This is a genomic window from Longimicrobium sp. (assembly GCF_048594345.1).
GTDB lineage: Bacteria > Gemmatimonadota > Gemmatimonadetes > Longimicrobiales > Longimicrobiaceae > Longimicrobium.
This window is the reverse complement of sequence record NZ_JBMDXM010000095.1, coordinates 1-20181: the sequence shown is the minus strand read 5'-3', so window position 1 is coordinate 20181 and position 20181 is coordinate 1. Positions and strand designations below refer to the sequence as shown.

Annotated in this window: 16 protein-coding genes; 15 read left to right on the top strand and 1 reads right to left on the bottom strand. The window is 69.5% G+C overall.

Annotated features, from left to right (window positions below):
- Positions 1 to 3048, top strand: a 3048-nt coding sequence (gene rpoC / locus ACOJUJ_RS10245) for a DNA-directed RNA polymerase subunit beta' (protein ID WP_420126772.1), incomplete at its 5' end; no start/stop codon positions are given.
- Between the two features lie 98 nt (positions 3049 to 3146).
- On the opposite strand, the gene ACOJUJ_RS10240 is transcribed toward rpoC, so the two are convergent.
- Positions 3147 to 3812 (bottom strand): hypothetical protein, encoded by a 666-nt coding sequence (locus ACOJUJ_RS10240; protein WP_420126771.1) that lies wholly within the window; start codon positions 3810 to 3812, stop codon positions 3147 to 3149.
- Between the two features lie 381 nt (positions 3813 to 4193).
- On the opposite strand from ACOJUJ_RS10240, the gene ACOJUJ_RS10235 reads away from it, so the two are divergent.
- The 14 genes from ACOJUJ_RS10235 to fusA all read left to right on the top strand — a co-directional run bounded on the left by ACOJUJ_RS10235 (position 4194) and on the right by fusA (position 19905).
- On the top strand, positions 4194 to 4625 hold the full coding sequence (locus ACOJUJ_RS10235; RefSeq protein WP_420126770.1) for a hypothetical protein: 432 nt from the start codon (positions 4194 to 4196) through the stop codon (positions 4623 to 4625).
- A gap of 2 nt (positions 4626 to 4627) precedes the next feature.
- On the top strand, positions 4628 to 5098 hold the full coding sequence (locus ACOJUJ_RS10230) for a type II toxin-antitoxin system VapC family toxin (protein ID WP_420126769.1): 471 nt from the start codon (positions 4628 to 4630) through the stop codon (positions 5096 to 5098).
- Positions 5099 to 5238: 140 nt separating this feature from the next.
- Entirely contained in the window at positions 5239 to 6033 is a 795-nt protein-coding gene (locus ACOJUJ_RS10225) for a TolB family protein (protein WP_420126768.1), read from the top strand.
- A gap of 11 nt (positions 6034 to 6044) precedes the next feature.
- A complete protein-coding gene (locus tag ACOJUJ_RS10220; protein ID WP_420126767.1) occupies positions 6045 to 7664 on the top strand; it encodes a prolyl oligopeptidase family serine peptidase in 1620 nt (539 codons plus the stop codon).
- 90 nt (positions 7665 to 7754) lie between these two features.
- Complete coding sequence (locus ACOJUJ_RS10215) at positions 7755 to 8144, top strand: BlaI/MecI/CopY family transcriptional regulator (RefSeq protein ID WP_420126766.1); 390 nt, start codon at positions 7755 to 7757, stop codon at positions 8142 to 8144.
- Positions 8141 to 10387, top strand: coding sequence for a M56 family metallopeptidase (locus ACOJUJ_RS10210; RefSeq protein WP_420126765.1), 2247 nt, complete (start codon positions 8141 to 8143; stop codon positions 10385 to 10387). Before ACOJUJ_RS10215 ends, ACOJUJ_RS10210 begins: the two co-directional genes overlap by 4 nt.
- Positions 10388 to 10471: 84 nt before the next feature.
- Positions 10472 to 11599, top strand: a complete 1128-nt coding sequence (locus ACOJUJ_RS10205; RefSeq protein ID WP_420126764.1) for a hypothetical protein — start codon at positions 10472 to 10474, stop codon at positions 11597 to 11599.
- A gap of 174 nt (positions 11600 to 11773) precedes the next feature.
- On the top strand, positions 11774 to 12706 hold the full coding sequence (locus ACOJUJ_RS10200) for a hypothetical protein (protein WP_420126763.1): 933 nt from the start codon (positions 11774 to 11776) through the stop codon (positions 12704 to 12706).
- Complete coding sequence (locus ACOJUJ_RS10195; protein WP_420126762.1) at positions 12706 to 15360, top strand: DUF5916 domain-containing protein; 2655 nt, start codon at positions 12706 to 12708, stop codon at positions 15358 to 15360. Before ACOJUJ_RS10200 ends, ACOJUJ_RS10195 begins: the two co-directional genes overlap by 1 nt.
- A gap of 333 nt (positions 15361 to 15693) precedes the next feature.
- Positions 15694 to 16026 carry a hypothetical protein gene (locus tag ACOJUJ_RS10190; RefSeq protein WP_420126761.1) on the top strand — a complete coding sequence of 111 codons (333 nt, stop codon included), beginning with the start codon at positions 15694 to 15696 and terminating at the stop codon, positions 16024 to 16026.
- An 8-nt stretch (positions 16027 to 16034) separates the two neighbouring features.
- Complete coding sequence (locus tag ACOJUJ_RS10185) at positions 16035 to 16436, top strand: helix-turn-helix domain-containing protein (protein ID WP_420126760.1); 402 nt, start codon at positions 16035 to 16037, stop codon at positions 16434 to 16436.
- Positions 16437 to 16782: 346 nt separating this feature from the next.
- The gene (gene rpsL / locus ACOJUJ_RS10180; RefSeq protein ID WP_420126759.1) at positions 16783 to 17208 is read left to right on the top strand and encodes a 30S ribosomal protein S12; all 426 of its coding nucleotides are present in this window, start codon (positions 16783 to 16785) and stop codon (positions 17206 to 17208) included.
- Positions 17209 to 17211: 3 nt separating this feature from the next.
- Positions 17212 to 17682 (top strand): 30S ribosomal protein S7, encoded by a 471-nt coding sequence (rpsG, locus tag ACOJUJ_RS10175; protein ID WP_420126758.1) that lies wholly within the window; start codon positions 17212 to 17214, stop codon positions 17680 to 17682.
- Positions 17683 to 17808: 126 nt separating this feature from the next.
- Positions 17809 to 19905 (top strand): elongation factor G, encoded by a 2097-nt coding sequence (gene fusA / locus ACOJUJ_RS10170; RefSeq protein WP_420126757.1) that lies wholly within the window; start codon positions 17809 to 17811, stop codon positions 19903 to 19905.
- Positions 19906 to 20181: the final 276 nt, after the last annotated feature.

Here is a 20181-nt window from a genome sequence, read left to right as displayed (position 1 = left end):
GAAAAGCGCGGCGAGGCCGAGACGGTCAAGCGCGCCAAGAAGATCGTGGAGCGCGACGACCCGCGGGTGTACGAGGTGCTCGAGGACATCATCCGCGACCATCCCGTGCTGCTGAACCGCGCGCCCACGCTGCACCGCCTGGGCATTCAGGCGTTCGAGCCGGTGCTGGTGGAGGGCAAGGCCATCCGCATTCACCCGCTGGTCTGCGCGGCGTTCAACGCCGACTTCGACGGCGACCAGATGGCGGTGCACGTGCCGCTTTCGTTCGAGGCGCAGCTGGAGGCCCGCGTGCTGATGCTGTCGTCGAACAACATCCTGCTGCCCAGCAACGGGCGGCCGGTGGCGGCGCCGTCGCAGGACATCGTGATCGGGTGCTACTGGCTCACGAAGGACAAGGACCACTTCGCCGCCGACGTGGCGGCCGACGCGGCCGAGCTGGCCAAGGCGCCGGCGGAGCGCGACCTGGCGAAGGTGCTGCCCCGCTTTGGCCACGTGGCCGAAGTGGAGATGGCGCTGGCGCACCGCCGCGTGGGGTACCACAGCACGGTGTACTTCCTGACCGACCCCCGTCCGGAGGCCGAAAAGGAAGAGGGCGAGGCCGAGCAGAAGGTGTGGGTGGCCACCACGCCGGGGCGCATCATCTTCAATTCCGTAGTTCCCCCGGCGATGGGGTACTGGAACAAGACGATGGGCAAGAAGGAGCAGGGCGACATCATCTTCAGCGCCTACCGCACGGTGGGGCTGGCGACGACCGTCGTGTTCCTGGACAACATGAAGGTGTTCGGCTTCCGCTACAGCACCATGGCGGGCGTGTCGGTGGGGATCGAGGACATGAAGATCCCCGGCGAAAAGGACGAGATCCTGCGCGAGGCCGAGGACGACGTGGCGCGCTTTACCCGCGCGTACAACAACGGCGTCATCAGCAACGGCGAGCGCTACAACAAGGTCATCGACACCTGGACGCACGCCAACAACGACGTGGCGGACGCCATGGTGAACCGCCTTGCGGCGGACCGCGGGGGCTTCAACCCCGTGTACATGATGATGAACTCCGGCGCGCGCGGCTCGCGTGACCAGATGCGGCAGCTGGCGGGGATGCGCGGCCTGATGGCCAAGCCCCAGAAGAAGCTGACGGGCGGGATCGGCGAGATCATCGAGTCGCCGATCAAGTCCAACTTCCGCGAGGGGCTTACCGTGCTGGAGTACTTCATCTCCACGCACGGCGCCCGCAAGGGTCTGGCCGACACGGCGCTCAAGACGGCGGACGCGGGCTACCTGACGCGCCGCCTGGTGGACGTGGCCCAGGACGTCACCATCATGGAAGAGGACTGCGGGACGGTCCTGGGCCTGGAGGTCAGCGCACTCAAGGAGGGCGAGGACGTGGTGGAGCCGCTCAAGGACCGCATCGTCGGTTCGGTGGCTTCGGACGACGTGTTCGACCCCATGGACGGCGAGCTGCTGGTGGCCGCGGGCGACCTGATCGACGAAGAGACGGCGGACGAGATCGAGGACGCCGGCATCCAGTCGCTCAAGATCCGCAGCGTGCTTACCTGCGAAAGCCGCCGCGGGCTGTGCGTGAAGTGCTACGGCCGCAACCTGGCCACGATGGGCATCGTGGACCCGGGCGAGGCGGTGGGCATCCTGGCCGCGCAGAGCATCGGCGAGCCGGGCACGCAGCTTACGCTTCGCACCTTCCACATCGGCGGCACGGCGGCGCGCATCGCGGCGACCACGGGGCGCAAGAGCAAGGTGGAGGGCGTGGCCCAGTTCGAGCGCATCACCACGGTGACCACGCCCGAAGGCACGCGGATCGTGACCAGCCGCGAAGGCGAGATCATCATGCGAACGCCCGAGGGGACGATCCGCAGCCGGCTGGCGGTGCCGTACGGCGCCACCATCTCGGTCGAGGACGCGCAGAAGGTGGCGGTGGGCGACACGCTGTTCGCGTGGGACCCGTACAGCGAGCCCATCGTGGCCGACTTTGGCGGCACCCTGCGCTTCATCGACATCGTCGAGGACCAGTCGGTGCGCGAAGAGCTGGACGAAAGCACCGGCCGGCGGCAGATGGTGATCATCGAGGACCGCAGCAAGAAGCTGCACCCCATGATCGAGATCATCGACGCCAACGGGGTGAAGGTGCGCGAGTTCATCGTTCCCGTGGGCGCGCAGCTCACGGTGCGCGACGGCGAGGTGGTGCAGCCGGGCGCCGCGCTGGCCAAGCTGGCCCGCGAGGCGTACAAGACGCGCGACATCACCGGCGGTCTGCCGCGCATCGCCGAGCTGTTCGAGGCGCGCAAGCCCAAGGACCCGTCGGTCATCACCGAGGTGGACGGAACGGTCCGCTTCGGCGACATCAAGCGCGGCAAGCGCGAGGTGATCGTGATCCCGGAAACGGGGAACGAGCGGGTGTACGAGGTGGCGGTGGGCAAGCACCTGCGCGTGCACGAGGGCGACTACGTGCGCGCCGGCGACCGTCTGTCCGAGGGCCCGGTGAACCCGCACGACATTCTGCGGATCAAGGGACCGCAGGCGGTGCAGGAGTACCTGCTGAACGAGGTTCAGGAGGTATACCGGCTGCAGGGCGTGAAGATCAACGACAAGCACATCGGCGTGATCGTGCGCCAGATGCTGCAGAAGGTGCGCGTCCTGGAGCCCGGCACCACCGAGTTCCTGGAGGGCGAGACGGTGGACCGCACCGAGTACATGGACGCCAACGCCAAGCACCTGTCCGGGGGTGGCACGCCAGCCACCAGCGAGCCGCTGCTGCTGGGCATTACCAAGGCGTCGCTGACCACGCAGTCCTTCATCTCCGCGGCCTCTTTCCAGGAGACCACGCGGGTGCTGACCGACGCCGCCATCCGCGGCGCGCGCGACGACCTGCAGGGGCTGAAGGAGAACATCATCATCGGGCACCTGATCCCGGCGGGTACCGGCATCTACCGGTACAACGACGTGGACTTTGGGCCCGTGCCCGAGGCGGGCGCCGCGACGGAAGCCGCGGCCCCGGCGACGGTTGCCGCTGGCGAGGTGGCGACGGTCCAGGCGTAAGCCCGCAAGGGCGTTCGCCGGCTTCGGCGGCAGGACAAACGAAAGCGGCCCCGGGCAGAGATGCCCGGGGCCGTTTGCGTTGCGTCGCCTGCGTGGGATTAGCAGTTGCCCATGGCGTGGACGAAGACGCTCTGGGTGTCGGATGACCGGCGACCGTCCACGTCGACGGCATCCACCTTGAGCACGAACGAGGTGCCGGTGGCGGAGGAGGAGCCGGTCCAGGTGTCGCCGCTGGCGCTGCCCGTGGCGCTGCCGCTTACGATGCTCCACGTGTACGTGTACGGCGCCGTTCCGCCGGTGGGCACCGCCGTGTACGAGCACTGCACGTTCGGCTGGATGACGGGCATCCCGTCTATGGCGACGGTCAGGTCCGTGCCGGTGCGGACGGGCACGCTGGTGGAGCCCGTGACCCCGTCCACCGTCGCGTAGATGGTCGCGGTGCCCGGGTTCTGCCCCATCAGCTGGCCGGTGGACGAGACGACCAGGGTGGAGATGCTGGACGACGACCACGTGCTAACGGAGTGGCTGGTGTAGAAGCCCAGCGAATCCAGGCCGAACGCGTAGCACTGGCCGCCGGTGTACGCCTGCACCTTGGGCGGGCAGTGCACCGCCACCTGCGACGTGGGTCCAACGGACAGGCTGAGGCCGGTCCGCGGCGGCAGAACGGCGCTGCCGTCCTTTTGCGACGACTCCATGGTGTTGTCGCAAGCGGCGGCGACCAGGGTGGCCAGGACTACCGCGGCCACGAACTTATAGATGCTCATGATGCGTCTCCGGGGATGGAGGGGGAGGAGGGGGCCTCAACGGGGAGTCGAGGGTGGTGATGCATGGTAATGGCACCAGAGTGACAACGGAAGAATATTGATTAAATCGTCTTATAATATCGGCTAGACGCGGAATTGGGGCGTAGTGGTGCTCCACCTGTTCGTGGACCTGCAGAGCCAGCGTTCGGTAGAAAGGTCCAGCAGGAGAATGATTTGAGCGACCGGATCAGCGACGCTGAAGGCCCGTCAGGCGCGCTGTGGGCGTCGATGATTGCGCACGGCAGACCCAAGGAGTGCGCTCCGAATGGTGTCTGTACTGTCCAGGAAGTTTGGATTAGATTGGGAGCACGAGCGGATGATCCCAGACGTGGAGAGAAGCCGATGCGGAGCAGTGACGAATCCCCACTGGGCGTGCTCCTGGCTCCCGATTCCGGTAAGGCGGAGCCTGCTGAAGGCGTGCGTGTCCGCGGTGTCGCGACATGGGAAGACCCTGAGTTGCTCAGGCGCCAGGTTCTCGTGCGCCGTACGCTTGGCGAAAAGCTGGTAGACGGGTTGCGCCGCGCGTGGCATGGGCCTGACCCCGAACCGCTGACGGCCGACGAGATGCGGATGATCATGCGTCGGGCGGAAGACGAGATCGACAGCTTGCCGGAACGCGTGCCTCCTGACGATCCCGACAGGCTCGCCTGGGAAGCCGAGTTGCGCGCGATCGGTGTGAGACCGGCGAAGAGGTGGAACTTTCCCGATCGCGAACCGAGGCAGAAGCCAGGCGTTTGGGCAAGTATCAAGTATCGCGTCAGCCGGGGCTGGTAACCTTGCTGTTCCTCGACGCCAGCGCGCTGGCCAAGGCGTACATCGATGAAGTGGGCGACGGAAACGTCAGGGCATTGCTCCAGCGAACCGGCGGAGATCTGTTCCTGAGCGAGTTCGTGGCGCTTGAGGTTCTTACGGCCATCCGCAACGGGTACCGCGGCGTGCCGCGCCCGGCCTATGTCGCCGCGGTACAGAAGTTCTGGGCGGATTACCGCTCCCGCTTCGGGATCGTCGAGGTGGATGGCGACGTCGTTGCCGATGCGATTTCCTTGACGACGCGGCATCGCGCGGCTCGAGCACGCAGCCTTGACGTGCTCCACCTTGCCTCCGCGCTGCGGGTGCAGTCCACCCGCCGCGCCCGTGAGGTCACGATGGTCACCTCCGATCGCGACCTCGCCGCCCTCGCCTCCACGTGCGGCCTGCGGACGTTCGATCCCAGCCGCGAGCCGCTGGCGGCGCTTCCTCGAGCGTAGCCCTCTATCTCCTCCCTCATCTGCCGGAGATCGATACGAGAACGTTGACACGCGGGTGCATGTGCTGAATATTCTGCACATGCTGAAATATCCGCATGTTCTTCGGCGTCTGCTCGCCTTCTCTCGATCCTCCGCATCCCATGTCCCGCGAACGTCCGACGCGTACCCTCACCGCGACGCTGGCTGTGCTCCTGCTCACCGTGTTCGCAACGCCCGCCATGGCGCAGGGGCGGCCGCTTACGGTGGACGACCTGCTGCGGCGCGAACGGCTGGGCTACATCACGGCGTCGCCGGACGGCGGGATGCTGGCGGTGGTGGTGCGGCGGGGGATGGACGGCGAGACGGCGGCAAAGCCGGAGATGGGCGGCTACGACCACGCCGACCTGTGGATGGTGCCGCTTCCGGCGGGCGAGCCGCGGCGGATTACCGGCGGGGCGCCCGAGGGTGGCGGCCTGCTGCTGCCGTCATGGTCGCCGGACGGGCGGCGCGTGGCCTTTTTCTCCACGGAGGGCGGCGACAACCTGCGGCCGTACGCGTGGGACCGGGAGAGGGGACACCTGCGCAGGCTGAGCGAGCGGGGAATCGACATCTCCGTATCGGGGCGGATGACGTGGCTGGACGGCCGCCGCGTGCTGGTCGCGCTGCTGCCCCACGGGGAGCAGCCGGACCTGTTCCGCCAGCAGACGCAGGCGCGCGACACGGCCCGCGCGGCGTGGACGCGGCAGGAAGCCGGGCGCGAGCCGACGGCCAGCGTGCTGGAGAGCGGCGCGCCGCAGCCCCAGCCGCGCCCCGGGCCGCTAACGCTGGTGGACGTCGCGTCGGGCGCGTCGCGCACGGTGGCGGAAGGGCGCTTCGTCCAGGTGTCCGTCGCGCCGGGGGGCGGCCATGCGGCGGTGCTGGCGGAGACGGGTGGACACCGCCAGGCACGCGGCTGACGGATCCGGGGATGGTTTCCGCGCGCTTTGGGGTGGTGCCACTGGACGGCGGATCCGTGCGGTGGGTGGCGGCACTGGCCGACGTGCGCGGCCAGGTGCTGCCGCTGGCCTGGTCGCCGGCGGGGGACCGGGTGGCGGTGGTCGCCGCACCCGCGCGCGGCGAAGGCGCCGCGGCGCTGTACCTGGTGTCGGTGGCGGAGGGGACCGCAATGCCGGTCACGACGCTGCAAGCGGCGCCGGAGGAGGTGCGGTGGAGCAGGGAAGGGCGGCTGCTGGTGCGCGGCAAGGCGCCGGGCGCGGAGCGGGCGGAGTGGTGGACGGTACCGACCGAGGGCGGCGCGTCGCCCGTCGCCATCACCCGCGGCCTGCCGGCGCTGCCGCCGCAGCTGTGGACGGCGCCGTGCGAGGGTCGGATGCTGGCGCTGGCGGGCGGCGAGGTGTGGTCCGTGGCGACCGACGGCGGCGAGGCGCGGAGCCTGACCGGCGGCCTGGAGCCGCAGCTCGCGGCGACCGCCGTGAGCGTGATGTCGCGGCGGCCGGCGGAGGAGGCGATCGTCTTCCGCACCTCGGCCGGGGGGCTGGTGCGCGTGCAGCCAGACGGGTGCGAGGCGGAGGTTACGCCACTGGGTGCGGCGCCGGAGCGCGCGTCGCTCGCGGCGTACGCACCGGCGACGGGGCAGGCGGTGTTCACCGCGGACCGGCGGGACGGCAGCTGGCTGTGGACGGGCGACGCGGCGAATGCGCGGCGCGACGAGCGGATGCGGCTGAACGGGCACTTTGCCCAGGTGGCGGCCGCCCGGCGTACGCTGGTGGAGTACCGCGGGGGCGACGGCGACCCGCTTACCGCGCAGATCGTCCATCCCGCCGGGTACGTCCCCGGGCGACGGTATCCGACCGTGGTGTGGGTGTATCCCAACACGGAGCGGCCGGAGATCGCGGACACGCTGGCCTTCGCGCCAGGCAACTTTCTCTGGTGGCAGCCCGAGCTGCTGGCGGCGCGCGGATACGCCGTCGTCATCCCCACCTTCTCCCTGCCGGCGGCGGACCAGCCGCGCGACATGTACTTCGAGGTGGCCAAGGACGTGCTCCCCGCGGTGGAGGCGGCCGTGCAGGCGGGCGTGGCCGATCCGGAGCGCGTGGGCGTGTTCGGCGAGAGCTTTGGCGGATGGGCGGTGTACGCGCTGATCACGCAGACGGACCGCTTCCGCGCCGCGGTCGCCACGCTGGCGCGCGCCAACCTGCTGGCCGGCTACGGCACCTTCGACGCGCGCGACCGCTACGGCACCAGCCTGCGCGAGATGGACTGGCCCGGCGGCCTGGAACAGCCGTGGTACTACAACGTTCAGCAGCCGCCGTGGGCGGACCGCGCCCGCTACGAGCGCAACAGTCCGCTCATCTACCTGGAGCGGGTGAACACGCCCGTGCTCATCGCCCAGGGGGACATGGACTCCGTGCCGCTTACGGAGGGCGAGCAGGTGTTCACGCACCTGTACCGCATGGGCAAACGCGCCCGCTTCGTCCGCTACTGGGGCGAGGCGCACGAGTTCGGCTCGCCCGCCAACATCCGCCACCTGTGGGACGAGGTGGGCGCCTGGTTCGACGCGCACCTTCGCGACGCGCCCGCCCGGTGACGAACGTGAAAGGGTTGACTTCCGGATCCATCTGCTGAATATTCAGCACATAGACGCCGCTTCCTCCGCCTTCCGCTCCCGCCAGCCCGCATGGATTCGCAGACGCCCACGGGAATGAGCCGCCGCGAGCGGCAGATCATGGACATCGTCTACCGCCGCGGGCGCTGCACGGCCGCCGAGGTGCTGGACGACCTTCCCGATCCGCCGACCTACTCGGCCGTGCGCGCCGCTCTGCGCCTGCTTGAAGAGAAGGGGATGCTGAAGCACGAGATGGACGGCAAGCGCTACGTCTATCTCCCCACCACACCCCGCCGGCAGGCGCGCGCCACGGCGCTGCGCCACCTGGTGCGCACCTTCTTCAACGGCAGCCCCGAGCAGGTGGTGAACGCGCTGATCGAAGAGTCGCGCCCTTCCGGTGAAGAGCTGGACCGGCTGGCGAAGCTGATCGAGCAGGCCCGCAAGGCGGAGGACGGCCGATGAATGCGCTGCTGGATTCCCCCCTCGCCGGCGCCGTCCTCGACGCGGCGGTCCGCGGCACCTTCATCCTCCTGGCCGCACTGGGCGCCACCGCGCTGATGCGCCGCACCTCCGCCTCCGCGCGGCACCTGGTGTGGCTGGCCGCGCTTACGGCGCTGCTGCTCCTTCCCGTCGCCCGTCGTTTCGTCCCGGAGTGGCGGGTGCTGCCGGTGCCTTCCGCCGTCCTCGTCGCGCCCACCGACGACCTGGATTCCGTCCTGGACTCGGCCGCGCTCGACCAGGTTGCCCCCACGGCGGGCGTGGCCGGCGTCGCGGCTCCGTCCGTGGCTCCCTCTACCCCGCAGCCGGTCCGCATTCCGTCGGACTGGAAGCGGTTGGCGCTGCTGGCGTGGGCGGCGGGCGCGGCGCTGTTCGCGCTGCGGCTGGCGTACGGCCTGGCGCGCGTGTGGTGGATGGAGCGCCGCGCCGTGGAGTTGACGGACGAGGAGTGGGTGCGGCTGACGGACGGATTGTCGCGGCGGCTGCGGCTGGGGCGCATCGTCCGCCTGCTCCGCGAGCCCGGCGCCACCGTGCCGATGACGTGGGGGATCTTTCATCCCGTCATCCTGCTTCCGGGCGAGGCGGACGGGTGGGAGAGCGAGCGGCGGCGCGTGGTGCTGGCGCACGAGCTGGCCCACGTGCGCCGGTGGGACGCGCTTACGCAGTGGATCGCGCACGTGGCGCTGGTGGTCTACTGGTTCAACCCGCTGGTGTGGATGGCCGTGCGCAAGCTGCGCGAAGAGCGCGAGCACGCCTGCGACGACGCGGTTCTGGAGATCGGCACGGCGCCGGCGGACTACGCCGACCACCTGCTGACCATCGTACGCTCGCTGGGCTCCGCGCCCGGCCCCGCGCCCGCGCACGCGCTGGCCATGGCGCGCCGCTCCCAGTTTGAGGGGCGCCTGCTGGCCATCCTGGACAACGCCGTCCGCCGCAACGGCGTGAGCCGCGCCGCCGCCCTCGCCACCTCCGCCGCCGCGCTGGCGTGCCTGGTGCCGCTGGCGGCCATGCGGCCAGCGGACCCGGCGCTTGCCGCCGCCGCGCACGGGCAAGAGGCGGCGGCGGAGAAGCCGGCATCTCCCGCCGCGCGCCTGGCGAACCGGGTGGCGGAGGCGGTGCAGAAGGTGACCAGGACGGAGACGGAGGAGGAGCGGTCTCGCGAGGCGGCGCTGGACGCGGCCGCGTCGGTCGCCAAGACGGCCAGCGCGCTGCGGGCGGAGCCGGGGAGCGCGAGCGTATCGCCGCTGGTCACGGTGGGCCCCGTGGCAACGGCGAGCCTTTCCACGACGGGATTCGCCGGGCTTCTGCGGGTGCTGGAGACGCGGACGGACCCGGAGCTGTACGCCGACATCATCCGCGCGGCGGAGGAGATCGAGTCGTCCACCGACCGGCGCGTGGTGCTGGAGCGGCTGCTGGCCAAGAGCGACCTGAGCCACGACAACGTGGTCGCCATCATCGCCGCCACGCGCACCATGGGGTCGGACACGGACAAACGGGTGGTGCTGGAACGGGCCGTCCGTCACCGCGCCCTGCGCGCGAACCCGCTGCCGCACGTCTTTTACGAGGCCATGCGAACCTTCAGCTCGTCCACGGACCAGCGGGTGGTGCTCAGCTCGCTGCTGGGGGCGCGGCGGCTGGATTCGGCGTGCCTGGAGCTCCTCCTTCAGCACGTGCCGCGGCTGGAGAGCAGCAGCGACCAGCGGGTGGTGCTGACGGATGCCGTGCGCACGCAGCGCATCGAGGGGCGCGCGCGCGACGCGTTCCTGGCCGCCGCGCGGGCGATGGACTCCGACACGGACCGCCGCGTTGCCCTTTCCGCGCTGACGGACCTGGACGAGGCGCCGGCCGAGGCTACCCACGAGGCCCCCGCTACGGGAACGGCCCGCACCAGCACCACGCGCAGCAGCGAAAGCACCGAGTCGGTGTGGGATTCCGACATCGGCCTGGAGCTTGGCGGGCGCGCCGTCGAGATCCAGGCCAAGCAGGTGGTGTTCGGGCGCGGGCGCTGGGACATCCGCCGCATCCGCGCCGGCGGCAGCCTGATGGTGCAGGAAACGCGCGGCGGTGTGGTGCGCCGGCTGAGCGCCATCCCCGGCGAGGACGGGCGCCCCGTCTACACCTACACGGTGGATGGACGGGCACGCACCTTCGATCCCGGCGCGCGCAGCTGGTTCGAGGCCGTGATCCGCGAGTTCACGGGCGATTGAGGAGAGCCGGGCCTTTGCGCCCGGTTTCTCCGGCCCGGAAGTGCTGAAATTTCACCATTCACCATTGTTCAGGACAACAGCGACATGAAGCTGATCATTCGCATCACGGGCGGTCTCGCCCTGGTGGCGGCGCTGGGGCTCGCCGCGCCGGCCGGGGCGCAGGAGCGCTCGCACATCACGCACAACGAGGAGACGCGAATCGTCGACGACAACGGCAGCCGGCGGATGGAGATCCGCTCCCGCGGCACCGTGGAGTTCAACGAGGCGGGCGACTGGGTGGCGTCCGTGGGCGCCGGTGGGCAGCTCACAATCGAGGAGCGGGATGGCGGCAGCGAGCGCCGCCTGGAGTTTCGCCCGGGAGATGGCGCGCCGCGCGTGCGCTACTTTGTGAACGGCGACGAACGCGCGCTGGACGCCTCCGGACGTGCATGGGCCCAGCGGCTGGTGCTGCACGCCGTGCGCGAGAGCGGCCTGGGTGCGGACCGGCGCGTGGCCCGCATTCGCGCCCGCAGTGGCGTCAACGGCGTGCTGGCGGAGATCGGCCACATCCGAAGCGACGTGGGGCGGCGGATGTACTACCGTGCTCTCCTGGCGGGTGGCGCGATGAGCAACGGCGAGTTTGCGCGGGTGATGGAGGACGTGGGCCGGCGGATGGGGAGCGACGTGGAAACGCGGCTGGTGCTGATGGAGGCGGTGGATCGCGCAGGTGACGGGGCGCGGGTGGCGTCGGTGCTGCGCGCCGCGCAGGGAATCGACAGCGACGTAGAGACGCGGCTGGTGCTCAACCGCGTAACGGAGCGCCACCGGCTGGCCGATGCCGCCTCGCGCGACGCGTTCTTCCGCGCCGTAGGCGGGATGGGGAGCGACGTGGAGCGCCGGCTGGTGCTGACCGGCGCCGCGGACGAGCGGCTGGCGGACGGCCCGTCGCGCGAAGCCTTCTTTCGCGCCGTGAGCGAGTTCGACAGCGACGTGGAGCGCCGCATCGTCCTCACCCGCATCCTGGACGACGCGTCGGAAGCTACGTCGATTGCGGCGATTGCATCCGCGGGGGAGATGGGGAGCGACGTGGAGAAGCGCATCGTCCTGTCGCAGGTGCCCGCCAGCCAGCTGCGCAGCGGCCGCGTGGCCGCCGCCTACCGCCGCGTGGCGGAAGCCATGCGCTCCGACGCCGAGCGCCGGCTGGTCATGCGCCGCCTGAACGGCAATCGCTGAAGCGCGGGAGAACGGGAACGTTGACATCCGGCGGCGGGTGCTAAACATTCAGCATGCGTAGCCTGCCTCATCGTTCCCGGCACCCCGGCGCCACCTCGAATCGCCCGATTTCGCGTTTTAAAGTGCTGATTTTTCAGCAACGCGGATCCTGATCATGCTCCCCGGAGGTGCTCGATGAAGGCAGGATGGATGGTGGCCGCCACCACGGCACTGCTGGCCGCGTGTATGGGTGCGCCGCTCCCCGCGCAGCAGGACGAGGCGTGCAACCCGTGCTGGATCAGCCGCCACAGCCACAACGGCGACGTGGTGGAGATCCGCATGCAGGGAAGCGTGGAGTTGACGGACGACGAGAGCGGCGTCCGCGCGATCCGCCCCGGCGGATACCTGCTGCTGGCGGAGCGCGGCACCCGCCGTCCGGACCGACGCGTCCTGTACACGCCGGGCGCGGAGGGGAGCGTCCGCCTCGACTTCCGCCGGGCCGGCAGCCGCCGGGAGCCGGACGCGGGTGACCTTGCCTGGATCCGTGAGATGCTGCGCCGCGGTGTGGAGGACGGGCTGAACGCGGAGGGCCGCGCGGAGGCCATCCATCGCCGGGGCGGCGTTTCCGCTCTGCTGAACGAGGCGGAGCGGCTGGACGGCGACGGCGTGCGCAGGACGTACTACGCGCGGGCGATCGAATCGTCCGCTCTCCGCCCCGCCGAGGCCGCCCGCGTTCTGCGCCACGCCGGGCGAGAGATGGAGTCGGATGGCGACCTGGCCCGCTTTCTCCGCGCCTTCGCGGAACGCCACGGCCGCCTGCTGGCGGACGAGGACGTGCGCGACGCGTTCTTTGATGCCGCGGCGTCGCTCCGCTCCGACGGCGACCGTGCGCGCGTCCTCATCCACGTTCTTGAAGTCGCCGGCGACCGCCCCGCCGTCTCCGCCGGCGCGCTGCACGCCGCGCGCGGCATGGGGTCTAACGGCGACAAGACGCGCGTGCTTACCCGCGTTCCGCGGACGGCGCTGGCCAGCCGCGGCGTGGCGGACGCGTATCGATCCACCCTGCAGACCATCCGCTCGGAAGGCGACTGCCGCCGGGCCCACAACCACCTCGCCAGCCCCCGCTGATGATCCGCATCTCCCCCGCCGCCGCGTTCGCGCTGCTGCTCCCCGCCGCCGCGCCCGCGCAGACCCCCGCCCCCGGGCCCGCCACGGCCGTCCGCAAGGAGATCCGCGCCGTCCGGCTCGACGGCCGCGCGCCCGCCGTGGACGGCCGCCTGGACGACGGCGCGTGGGCCGCCGCGCCCGTGCTCTCCGATTTCGTGCAGAAGCAGCCCGTGGAAGGCGGCGCGCCCAGCGAGCGCACCGAAGTCCGCTTTGTCTACGACGACGCGGCGCTGTACGTGGCCGCGCGCATGTTCAAGAAGGATCCGCGCGCCATCCAGGCCCCCGTCGGCCGCCGTGACGACGGCGGGCAGGCGGAGCACATCTGGATTTCGCTGGACACCTACCTGGACCGCCGCACCGCCTACAGCTTCGGCGTCACGGCGTCGGGAACGCGGATGGACTGGTACCACGCCACGGACGACGAGACGGACGTGGACCTTTCCTTCGACCCCGTCTGGCAGGCGGAGGTGCAGCGCGATTCGCTGGGGTGGACGGCGGAGATGCGCATCCCCTTCAGCCAGCTGCGCTTCAACGCCGGCGACGTGCAGACGTGGGGGCTCAACATCGACCGCTGGGATCCCGCCACGCAGGAGGACGTGTTCTGGATCCCCATCCCCTCGCAGGAGCGCGCCTGGGCCTCGCGCTTCGGCACGCTGAGCGGGATCTCGGGGATCCGCCCCAGCCGCCGTGCCGAGCTGCTGCCGTACGTGGCCAGCTCCGGATCGTTTACCGCCAGCCCCGGAGCCGGCAACCCGTTCGACGACGGCAGTACCTTCGACGGGCGCATCGGCGCGGACTTCAAGATGGGCGTGGGGCCCAACCTTACGCTGGAGGGGACGGTAAACCCGGACTTTGGCCAGGTGGAGGCGGACCCGGCGCAGGTGAACCTGTCGGCGTACGAGGCGTACTTCGACGAGCGGCGGCCGTTCTTCATCGAAGGGCGCCAGCTGCTGGCCGGGAGCGGGCCGGAGTACTTCTACTCGCGCCGCATCGGCTCCATCCACGACCGCGCGTTCGCGCTGGATCCGGGCGGCGACTTTGTGGACTTTCCGCGCAACAGCACCATCATGGGCGCGGCCAAGCTCACCGGCCGGCTGAACTCCGGCACCTCCGTCGGCGCGCTGGCCGCGGTCACGGATGATGCGTCGGCCCGCGGTTTCAACGCGGTGTCGCGCGAGTTCGGCAGCGTCCTGGTGGCGCCGCGCACGGGGTACGCCATCGGCCGGGTGCAGCAGGAGTTCGGCGCCAGCCAGTCCACCGCCGGGCTGCTGATGACGGCTGTGCACCGCGACATGGACGCGGGTAGCCCGCTGGCGGACCTGCTGCACCGCGACGCGCTGGCCGGCGGCGGCGACTGGAACCTGCGCTTTCGGGGCGGCGAGTACTCCGTGAGCGGCTACGCGGGGTTCAGCCACGTAGCCGGCGACTCGCTGGCGCTGCGCCGCACCCAGCGCTCCAGCGCGCACTACTTCCAGCGGCCGGACGCCGGTCACGTGGAGTACGGCACGCGCACCTCGCTTTCCGGCTACACCGGCTCCCTGGCCATCGCCCGCAACAACGGACGGCACTGGCTGTGGACGGCGTCGCTCAGCGGCCAGTCGCCGGGGTTTCAGATCAGCGACGCAGGCTTCGCCGATCGCGCCGACCAGGCGTTCGGCTACCTGAACCTGCGCTACCGCGAAACCCAGCCGGGCAAGGTGTTCCGCAACTACGACATCGGCCTCAGCAGCGAGAACACGTGGAATTTCGGGGGGACGCGCACCTTCAGCGCCGTGCGCACCGACATGCGCTTCACCTGGAAGAACTTCTGGCGCACCACGGTGATCGGCTGGATTGACCTGCCCTCGCAGAGCGACGCGCTCACCCGCGGCGGGCCGCTGGCGCGGATGGGGCAGGGGTGGCGCTTTACCCTTTCCGGCGGCACGCCCACCTCGTGGCGCACCCGCGTAAGCGCGCAGACCTCGGTGGGCGGCGGCGAGGATGGCGCGGCGTACCTGCTGTTCTACACCAGCCTTTCCGTGCGCCCGGGGCCCCGCTGGCAGGCGTCGTTCGAGCCGCTGTGGCGCCGGATGACGGACCCGCGCCAGTTCGTCGCCTCGCTCGCGGGCGGGCCGGCGGCCACGTACGGCCGGCGCTACACCTTCGCGTCCGTCGACCAGTCGATCTTCTCCGCCGCCACCCGGCTGAACTACCTGTTCACCCCCGACCTGTCGCTGGAGCTGTACGTGGAGCCGTTTGCCGCCAACGCGCGCTACGAGTCCTTCGGCCAGCTGCGCGCCCCCCGCAGCGGCGAGCTGGACGACCTGGGCGCCGGCCGCCTGCTGACGCGCGAGGGCGAGCACTTCTTCGTCACGGATGAGGATGGGGATGGCGACGGCCAGCCGGATCGGGAGCTGATCGCGCAGGACTTCAACGTCCGCTCCTTCCGCAGCAACGCCGTGCTGCGCTGGGAGTGGCGGCCCGGGAGCACCATGTACCTGGTCTGGCAGCGCGACCGCTACTCGGAGGAGGTGTTCGGCCGCGATGTCGGCATCGGCGCCCTGACCGACACCTTCGGCGGCCGCGGCGACAACTTTCTCGCGCTCAAAATGACGTACTGGATCCCGGTGCGCTGAGCATTCCGGATCGGTGCGCTCCCGAGGAGACAGCGACGCACTCGGCGGTGGATCGAATCAGCAGGAGAGCCAGCGGACCCTCGCGTCTGCTGGCTCTCCTGCGTTTGCAGCCCGCCACCCGCACCTCCTGTCCTCCGCCTGCCGCGCTCCCACCCGTCGCGCCTCTGGCTCGTACGGAGCGCTCCTTACCCAAAGTCAGCAACTCACTTTATGACAGACACTTAGGCCTCTTGCGCAGCGACCCAGAGATGAACAATCTGAACACGTGAGGCTTGTGCCATCATCCTACTCTGTAGTATAGTCTCTGATGCCCGTGGGGCGTGGAGGGGCGGCATGAAGTGGCTGTTCATCGAGGCGCCGGAGTTTACCAGGCGCGTCATGAAGTTCGGCCTTGAGCCGGAACTGCGGGAACTGCAGGACGAACTCAAGCGCAATCCAGAGGCGGGTGATGTGGATGCCAGTGCGTGCGGGCTGCGAAAGATCCGGATGCGCGACCGCACCCGCGGCCAGGGAAAGCGCTCCGGTGCTCGGATCCACTACCTCTTCGCTCCGCATCGGGAGACCATCTACCTCGTATTCATCTACCGGAAAGACGTTCAGAATCTGCTCACCGGAGAGCAGCGGGACGCGTTGTGCAGGTGGGTTCGCGCCATGAAGCCAGAATAGGAGGAGGGATGGAAGATTCGGAGTTCCAGGCGCTTCTGGGCGCGGTGCAGGACTGCTACGAGCACTACATGGGTCTGCGTCACGACCTGCGGACCACCATCCTGCCTGCAGCGCCCGAACCGATGGATGCGGTGACGATCCGCACGCTGCGCGAGCGCATCGGCGCGTCGCAGGCGGTATTCGCGATGGCGCTGAACGTGAGCACCAAGACGGTGCAGGCGTGGGAGTCCGGCGCGCGGACCCCGGACGGCGGCAACCTGAAGCTGCTGCGGGTGGGAGAGGCAACTCCCGAAGCGGTGTTTGGCGAACTGTACCAGCCGCCGCCCGTGCAGAGCGACGCAGAGGTGGTCGAGCCGCTTCCGAAGCCGCGCTCCACCCGTAAGCCCCGCCCGAAGGCTCAGGCGGCGTGACCCGCTAGGACGTGCGCGGGGCGAGCGGTGTGGCGAGCGGTGTGGCGAGTCGATCCGGACGCGGGAAAATACTTGCCGCAACGCGAATCGACGGCCCAGTGCGACGGACGGCAGATTGGTCGGCGGAGACTCGGGTGTGGCGGAGGAAGGAAACGGGAATCGGCGAAAGCCGGCAAAGCGAAGATCCGGCGGCGTGGGCGTGCCTCCAATAGGCGGCGGGGGGTTGACCAGAGTGGGAAGAGTCCTTACTTTTCCCGGTCTGTCGCGCAACCCGTGGTTGGCGGCGGCGGGGACCGGGTGGTCCTCGCCTGTTTTTTCGTCCCAGGATACGCGTTACTCTAAAAGTATGCCGACGATCAACCAGCTGGTCCGCAAAGGCCGGGAGACGCTCGAGAAGAAGAGCAAGTCCCCCGCCATGCGCAACAACCCGCAGAAGCGCGGGGTGTGCACGCGCGTCTACACCACGACCCCGAAGAAGCCCAACTCGGCCCTCCGGAAGGTGGCGCGTGTCCGGCTCACGTACGGCACCGAGGTGACGGCGTACATCCCGGGCGAGGGACACAACCTGCAGGAGCACAGCATCGTGCTCATCCGCGGCGGCCGCGTGAAGGACCTTCCCGGCGTCCGCTATCACATCATCCGGGGCACGCTGGACGCCTCGGGCGTCAACGACCGCCGCCAGAGCCGCTCCAAGTACGGCGCCAAGCGTCCCAAGCCCGGCCAGGCCGCCGGCAAGGGCGCGCCGGGCAAGGGCGGAAAGGGGAAGAGGTAAGCCATGAGCCGCCGCACTCGCGCCGTCAAGCGCCCGATTATCCCGGATCCGGTCTACGGTTCGGAAGTCGTTACCAAGTTCGTGAACACCCTCATGCTGGACGGCAAGAAGTCCACCGCCGAGGGGATCTTCTACGACGCCATGAAGGTGCTGGAAGAGCGCACCGGCCAGCCGGCCGAGACCGTCTTCAAGACGGCGCTCAACAACGCCAAGCCGGTGCTCGAGGTCAAGAGCCGCCGCGTGGGCGGCGCCACCTACCAGGTGCCCGTCGAGGTTCGTCCGGAGCGCCGCACCGCGCTGGCCATGCGCTGGCTGGTGGGCTACGCCCGGGCCCGCGGCGAAAAGACCATGGCCGACCGCCTGGCCGCCGAGCTGCTGGCCGCCTCTCGCAACGAGGGCGCCACGGTCAAAAAGAAGGACGACACGCACCGCATGGCCGACGCCAACAAGGCGTTCGCGCACTACCGCTGGTAACCATCGTCCACACCCGGCGCCCACGGTGGGGCGCCGGCTGCGCTGAACAGAACAGGAACGCGGCGGGCGCGCGAGCGGAAGGTACGCTCCCGCGCCCCGCTCGTTCCACTACCGGATAGAACGACAATGCCCCGCACCACGCCGCTCGAAAAGTACCGCAACATCGGCATCATGGCGCACATCGATGCCGGCAAGACGACCACCACCGAGCGCATCCTGTACTATACCGGCCGTACCCACAAGATCGGCGAGGTGCACGAGGGTGCCGCCACGATGGACTGGATGGAGCAGGAGCAGGAGCGCGGCATCACCATCACGTCCGCCGCGACCACCTGCCAGTGGACGCGCTTTGGCGACACGTACCGCATCAACATCATCGACACCCCGGGGCACGTGGACTTCACCGTCGAGGTGGAGCGCTCGCTGCGCGTGCTGGACGGCGCGGTGTGCGTGTTCGACGCGGTGGCCGGCGTGGAGCCGCAGTCCGAGACGGTGTGGCGCCAGGCCGACAAGTACGGCGTGCCGCGCATCTGCTTCGTGAACAAGATGGACCGCACCGGCGCCAACTTCGAGCGCTGCGTGTCGATGATCGTGGACCGGCTGGGCGCCAACCCCATGCCCATCCACCTTCCCATCGGCGACGGCGACACCTTCGTGGGCATCGTCGACGTGCTGCGCCAGGTGGAGCTCATCTACGACGACACCACGATGGGTAAAAACTGGACGGAGCAGCCCATCCGTCCCGAGCTGCAGGAAGCGGCCGCCGCGGCCCGCTTCGCCCTGGTCGAGGGTGCGGTGGAGCACGATGAAGCGCTGATGGAGCGCTACCTGGAGGGCGAGGAGATCTCCGAGCAGGAGCTTCGCCGCGCCATCCGCAACGCCACCATCGCGGGCGCCATCGTGCCGGTGCTTACCGGCTCGGCGTTCAAGAACAAGGGCGTGCAGCAGCTGCTGGACTCCGTGATCGACTACCTTCCCGCGCCGGTGGACATCCCGGCCATCAAGGGGACCGACCCGGAGAACAACGACGCCGAGATCGAGCGGCACCCGACCGACGAGGAGCCGTTCAGCGCGCTGGCGTTCAAGATCGCCACGGACCCGTACGTGGGTAAGCTCACGTTCTTCCGCGTGTACTCCGGCGTGATCGCGTCCGGCAGCCACGTGCAGAACAGCACCAAGGGCAAGCGCGAGCGCCTGGGCCGCATCCTTCAGATGCACGCCAACAAGCGCGAGGAAATCCCCGAGGTGCGCGCCGGCGACATTGCCGCCGCCATCGGGCTCAAGGACACCACGACGGGCAACACGCTGTGCGACCCCGAGCACCTGGTGGTGCTGGAGTCGATGACGTTCCCGGAGCCGGTGATCGACGTCGCCATCGAGCCCAAGACCAAGGTGGACCAGGACAAGATGGGCGAGGCCCTGCGCCGCCTGTCTGACGAGGACCCCACCTTCCGCGTGCACACCGACGCCGAGACGGGGCAGACCATCATCTCGGGGATGGGCGAGCTGCACCTGGAGATTCTGGTGGACCGCATGCTCCGCGAGTTCAAGGTGGACGCCAACGTGGGCCGGCCGCAGGTGGCCTACCGCGAGACGATCCGCAAGACCGTGGAGAAGGTGGAGGGCAAGTTTGTCCGCCAGACCGGTGGTTCCGGCCAGTACGGCCACGTGGTGATCAACATGATGCCGGCCGAGCCGGGCCAGGGCTTCGTGTTCGAGGACAAGATCGTGGGCGGCGTGATCCCGCGCGAGTTCATCAAGCCCAGCGAGCAGGGGCTGCGTGAGTCCATGGACACCGGCGTGCTGGCCGGCTACCCCATGGTCGACGTCAAGGTGCAGCTGGTGTTCGGCAGCTACCACGACGTGGACTCGTCGGAAATCGCGTTCAAGATCGCCGCGTCCATGGCCTTCAAGGAGGCCGCCCGCCGCGCGGGCCCCGTGCTCCTGGAGCCGGTGATGAAGGTGGAGGTCGTGACCCCGTCCGACTACATGGGCGACGTGATCGGCGACCTGTCCAGCCGCCGCGGCAAGATCCAGGGGATGGACCAGCGCGGCGAGGCCCAGGTGATCGACGCCATGGTGCCGCTGTCCGAGATGTTCGGCTACAGCACGTCGCTTCGCTCCATGTCGCAGGGCCGCGCCGTGTACAGCATGCAGTTCGCGCACTACGAGGAAGTGCCCAAGAGCAAGGCCGAAGAGATCGTGGCCAAGGTTCGCGGCTAACACCTCGCGCGGCAGGTACGGAAAGGGCGGCTCCGTTTCGGAGCCGCCCTTTCTCGTGCCCGGACGATCACGAACAAAGGAAAGGTACAGAGACATCTGAGGTGGTCCGTCAACGGTTGCGTATGTGGCGTACCGCCTTCGTTCAGGCCGGTGCCGGGACGCCGAGCCGCTTCACCAGGGGTGAGCGGCGTGCCCAGAGCGATTGGATGTAGCGCGCCTCGTCGTACGGAATGTGCTCTTTCCAGCAGTGGTAGATGATGCGGATCCACTTGAAAG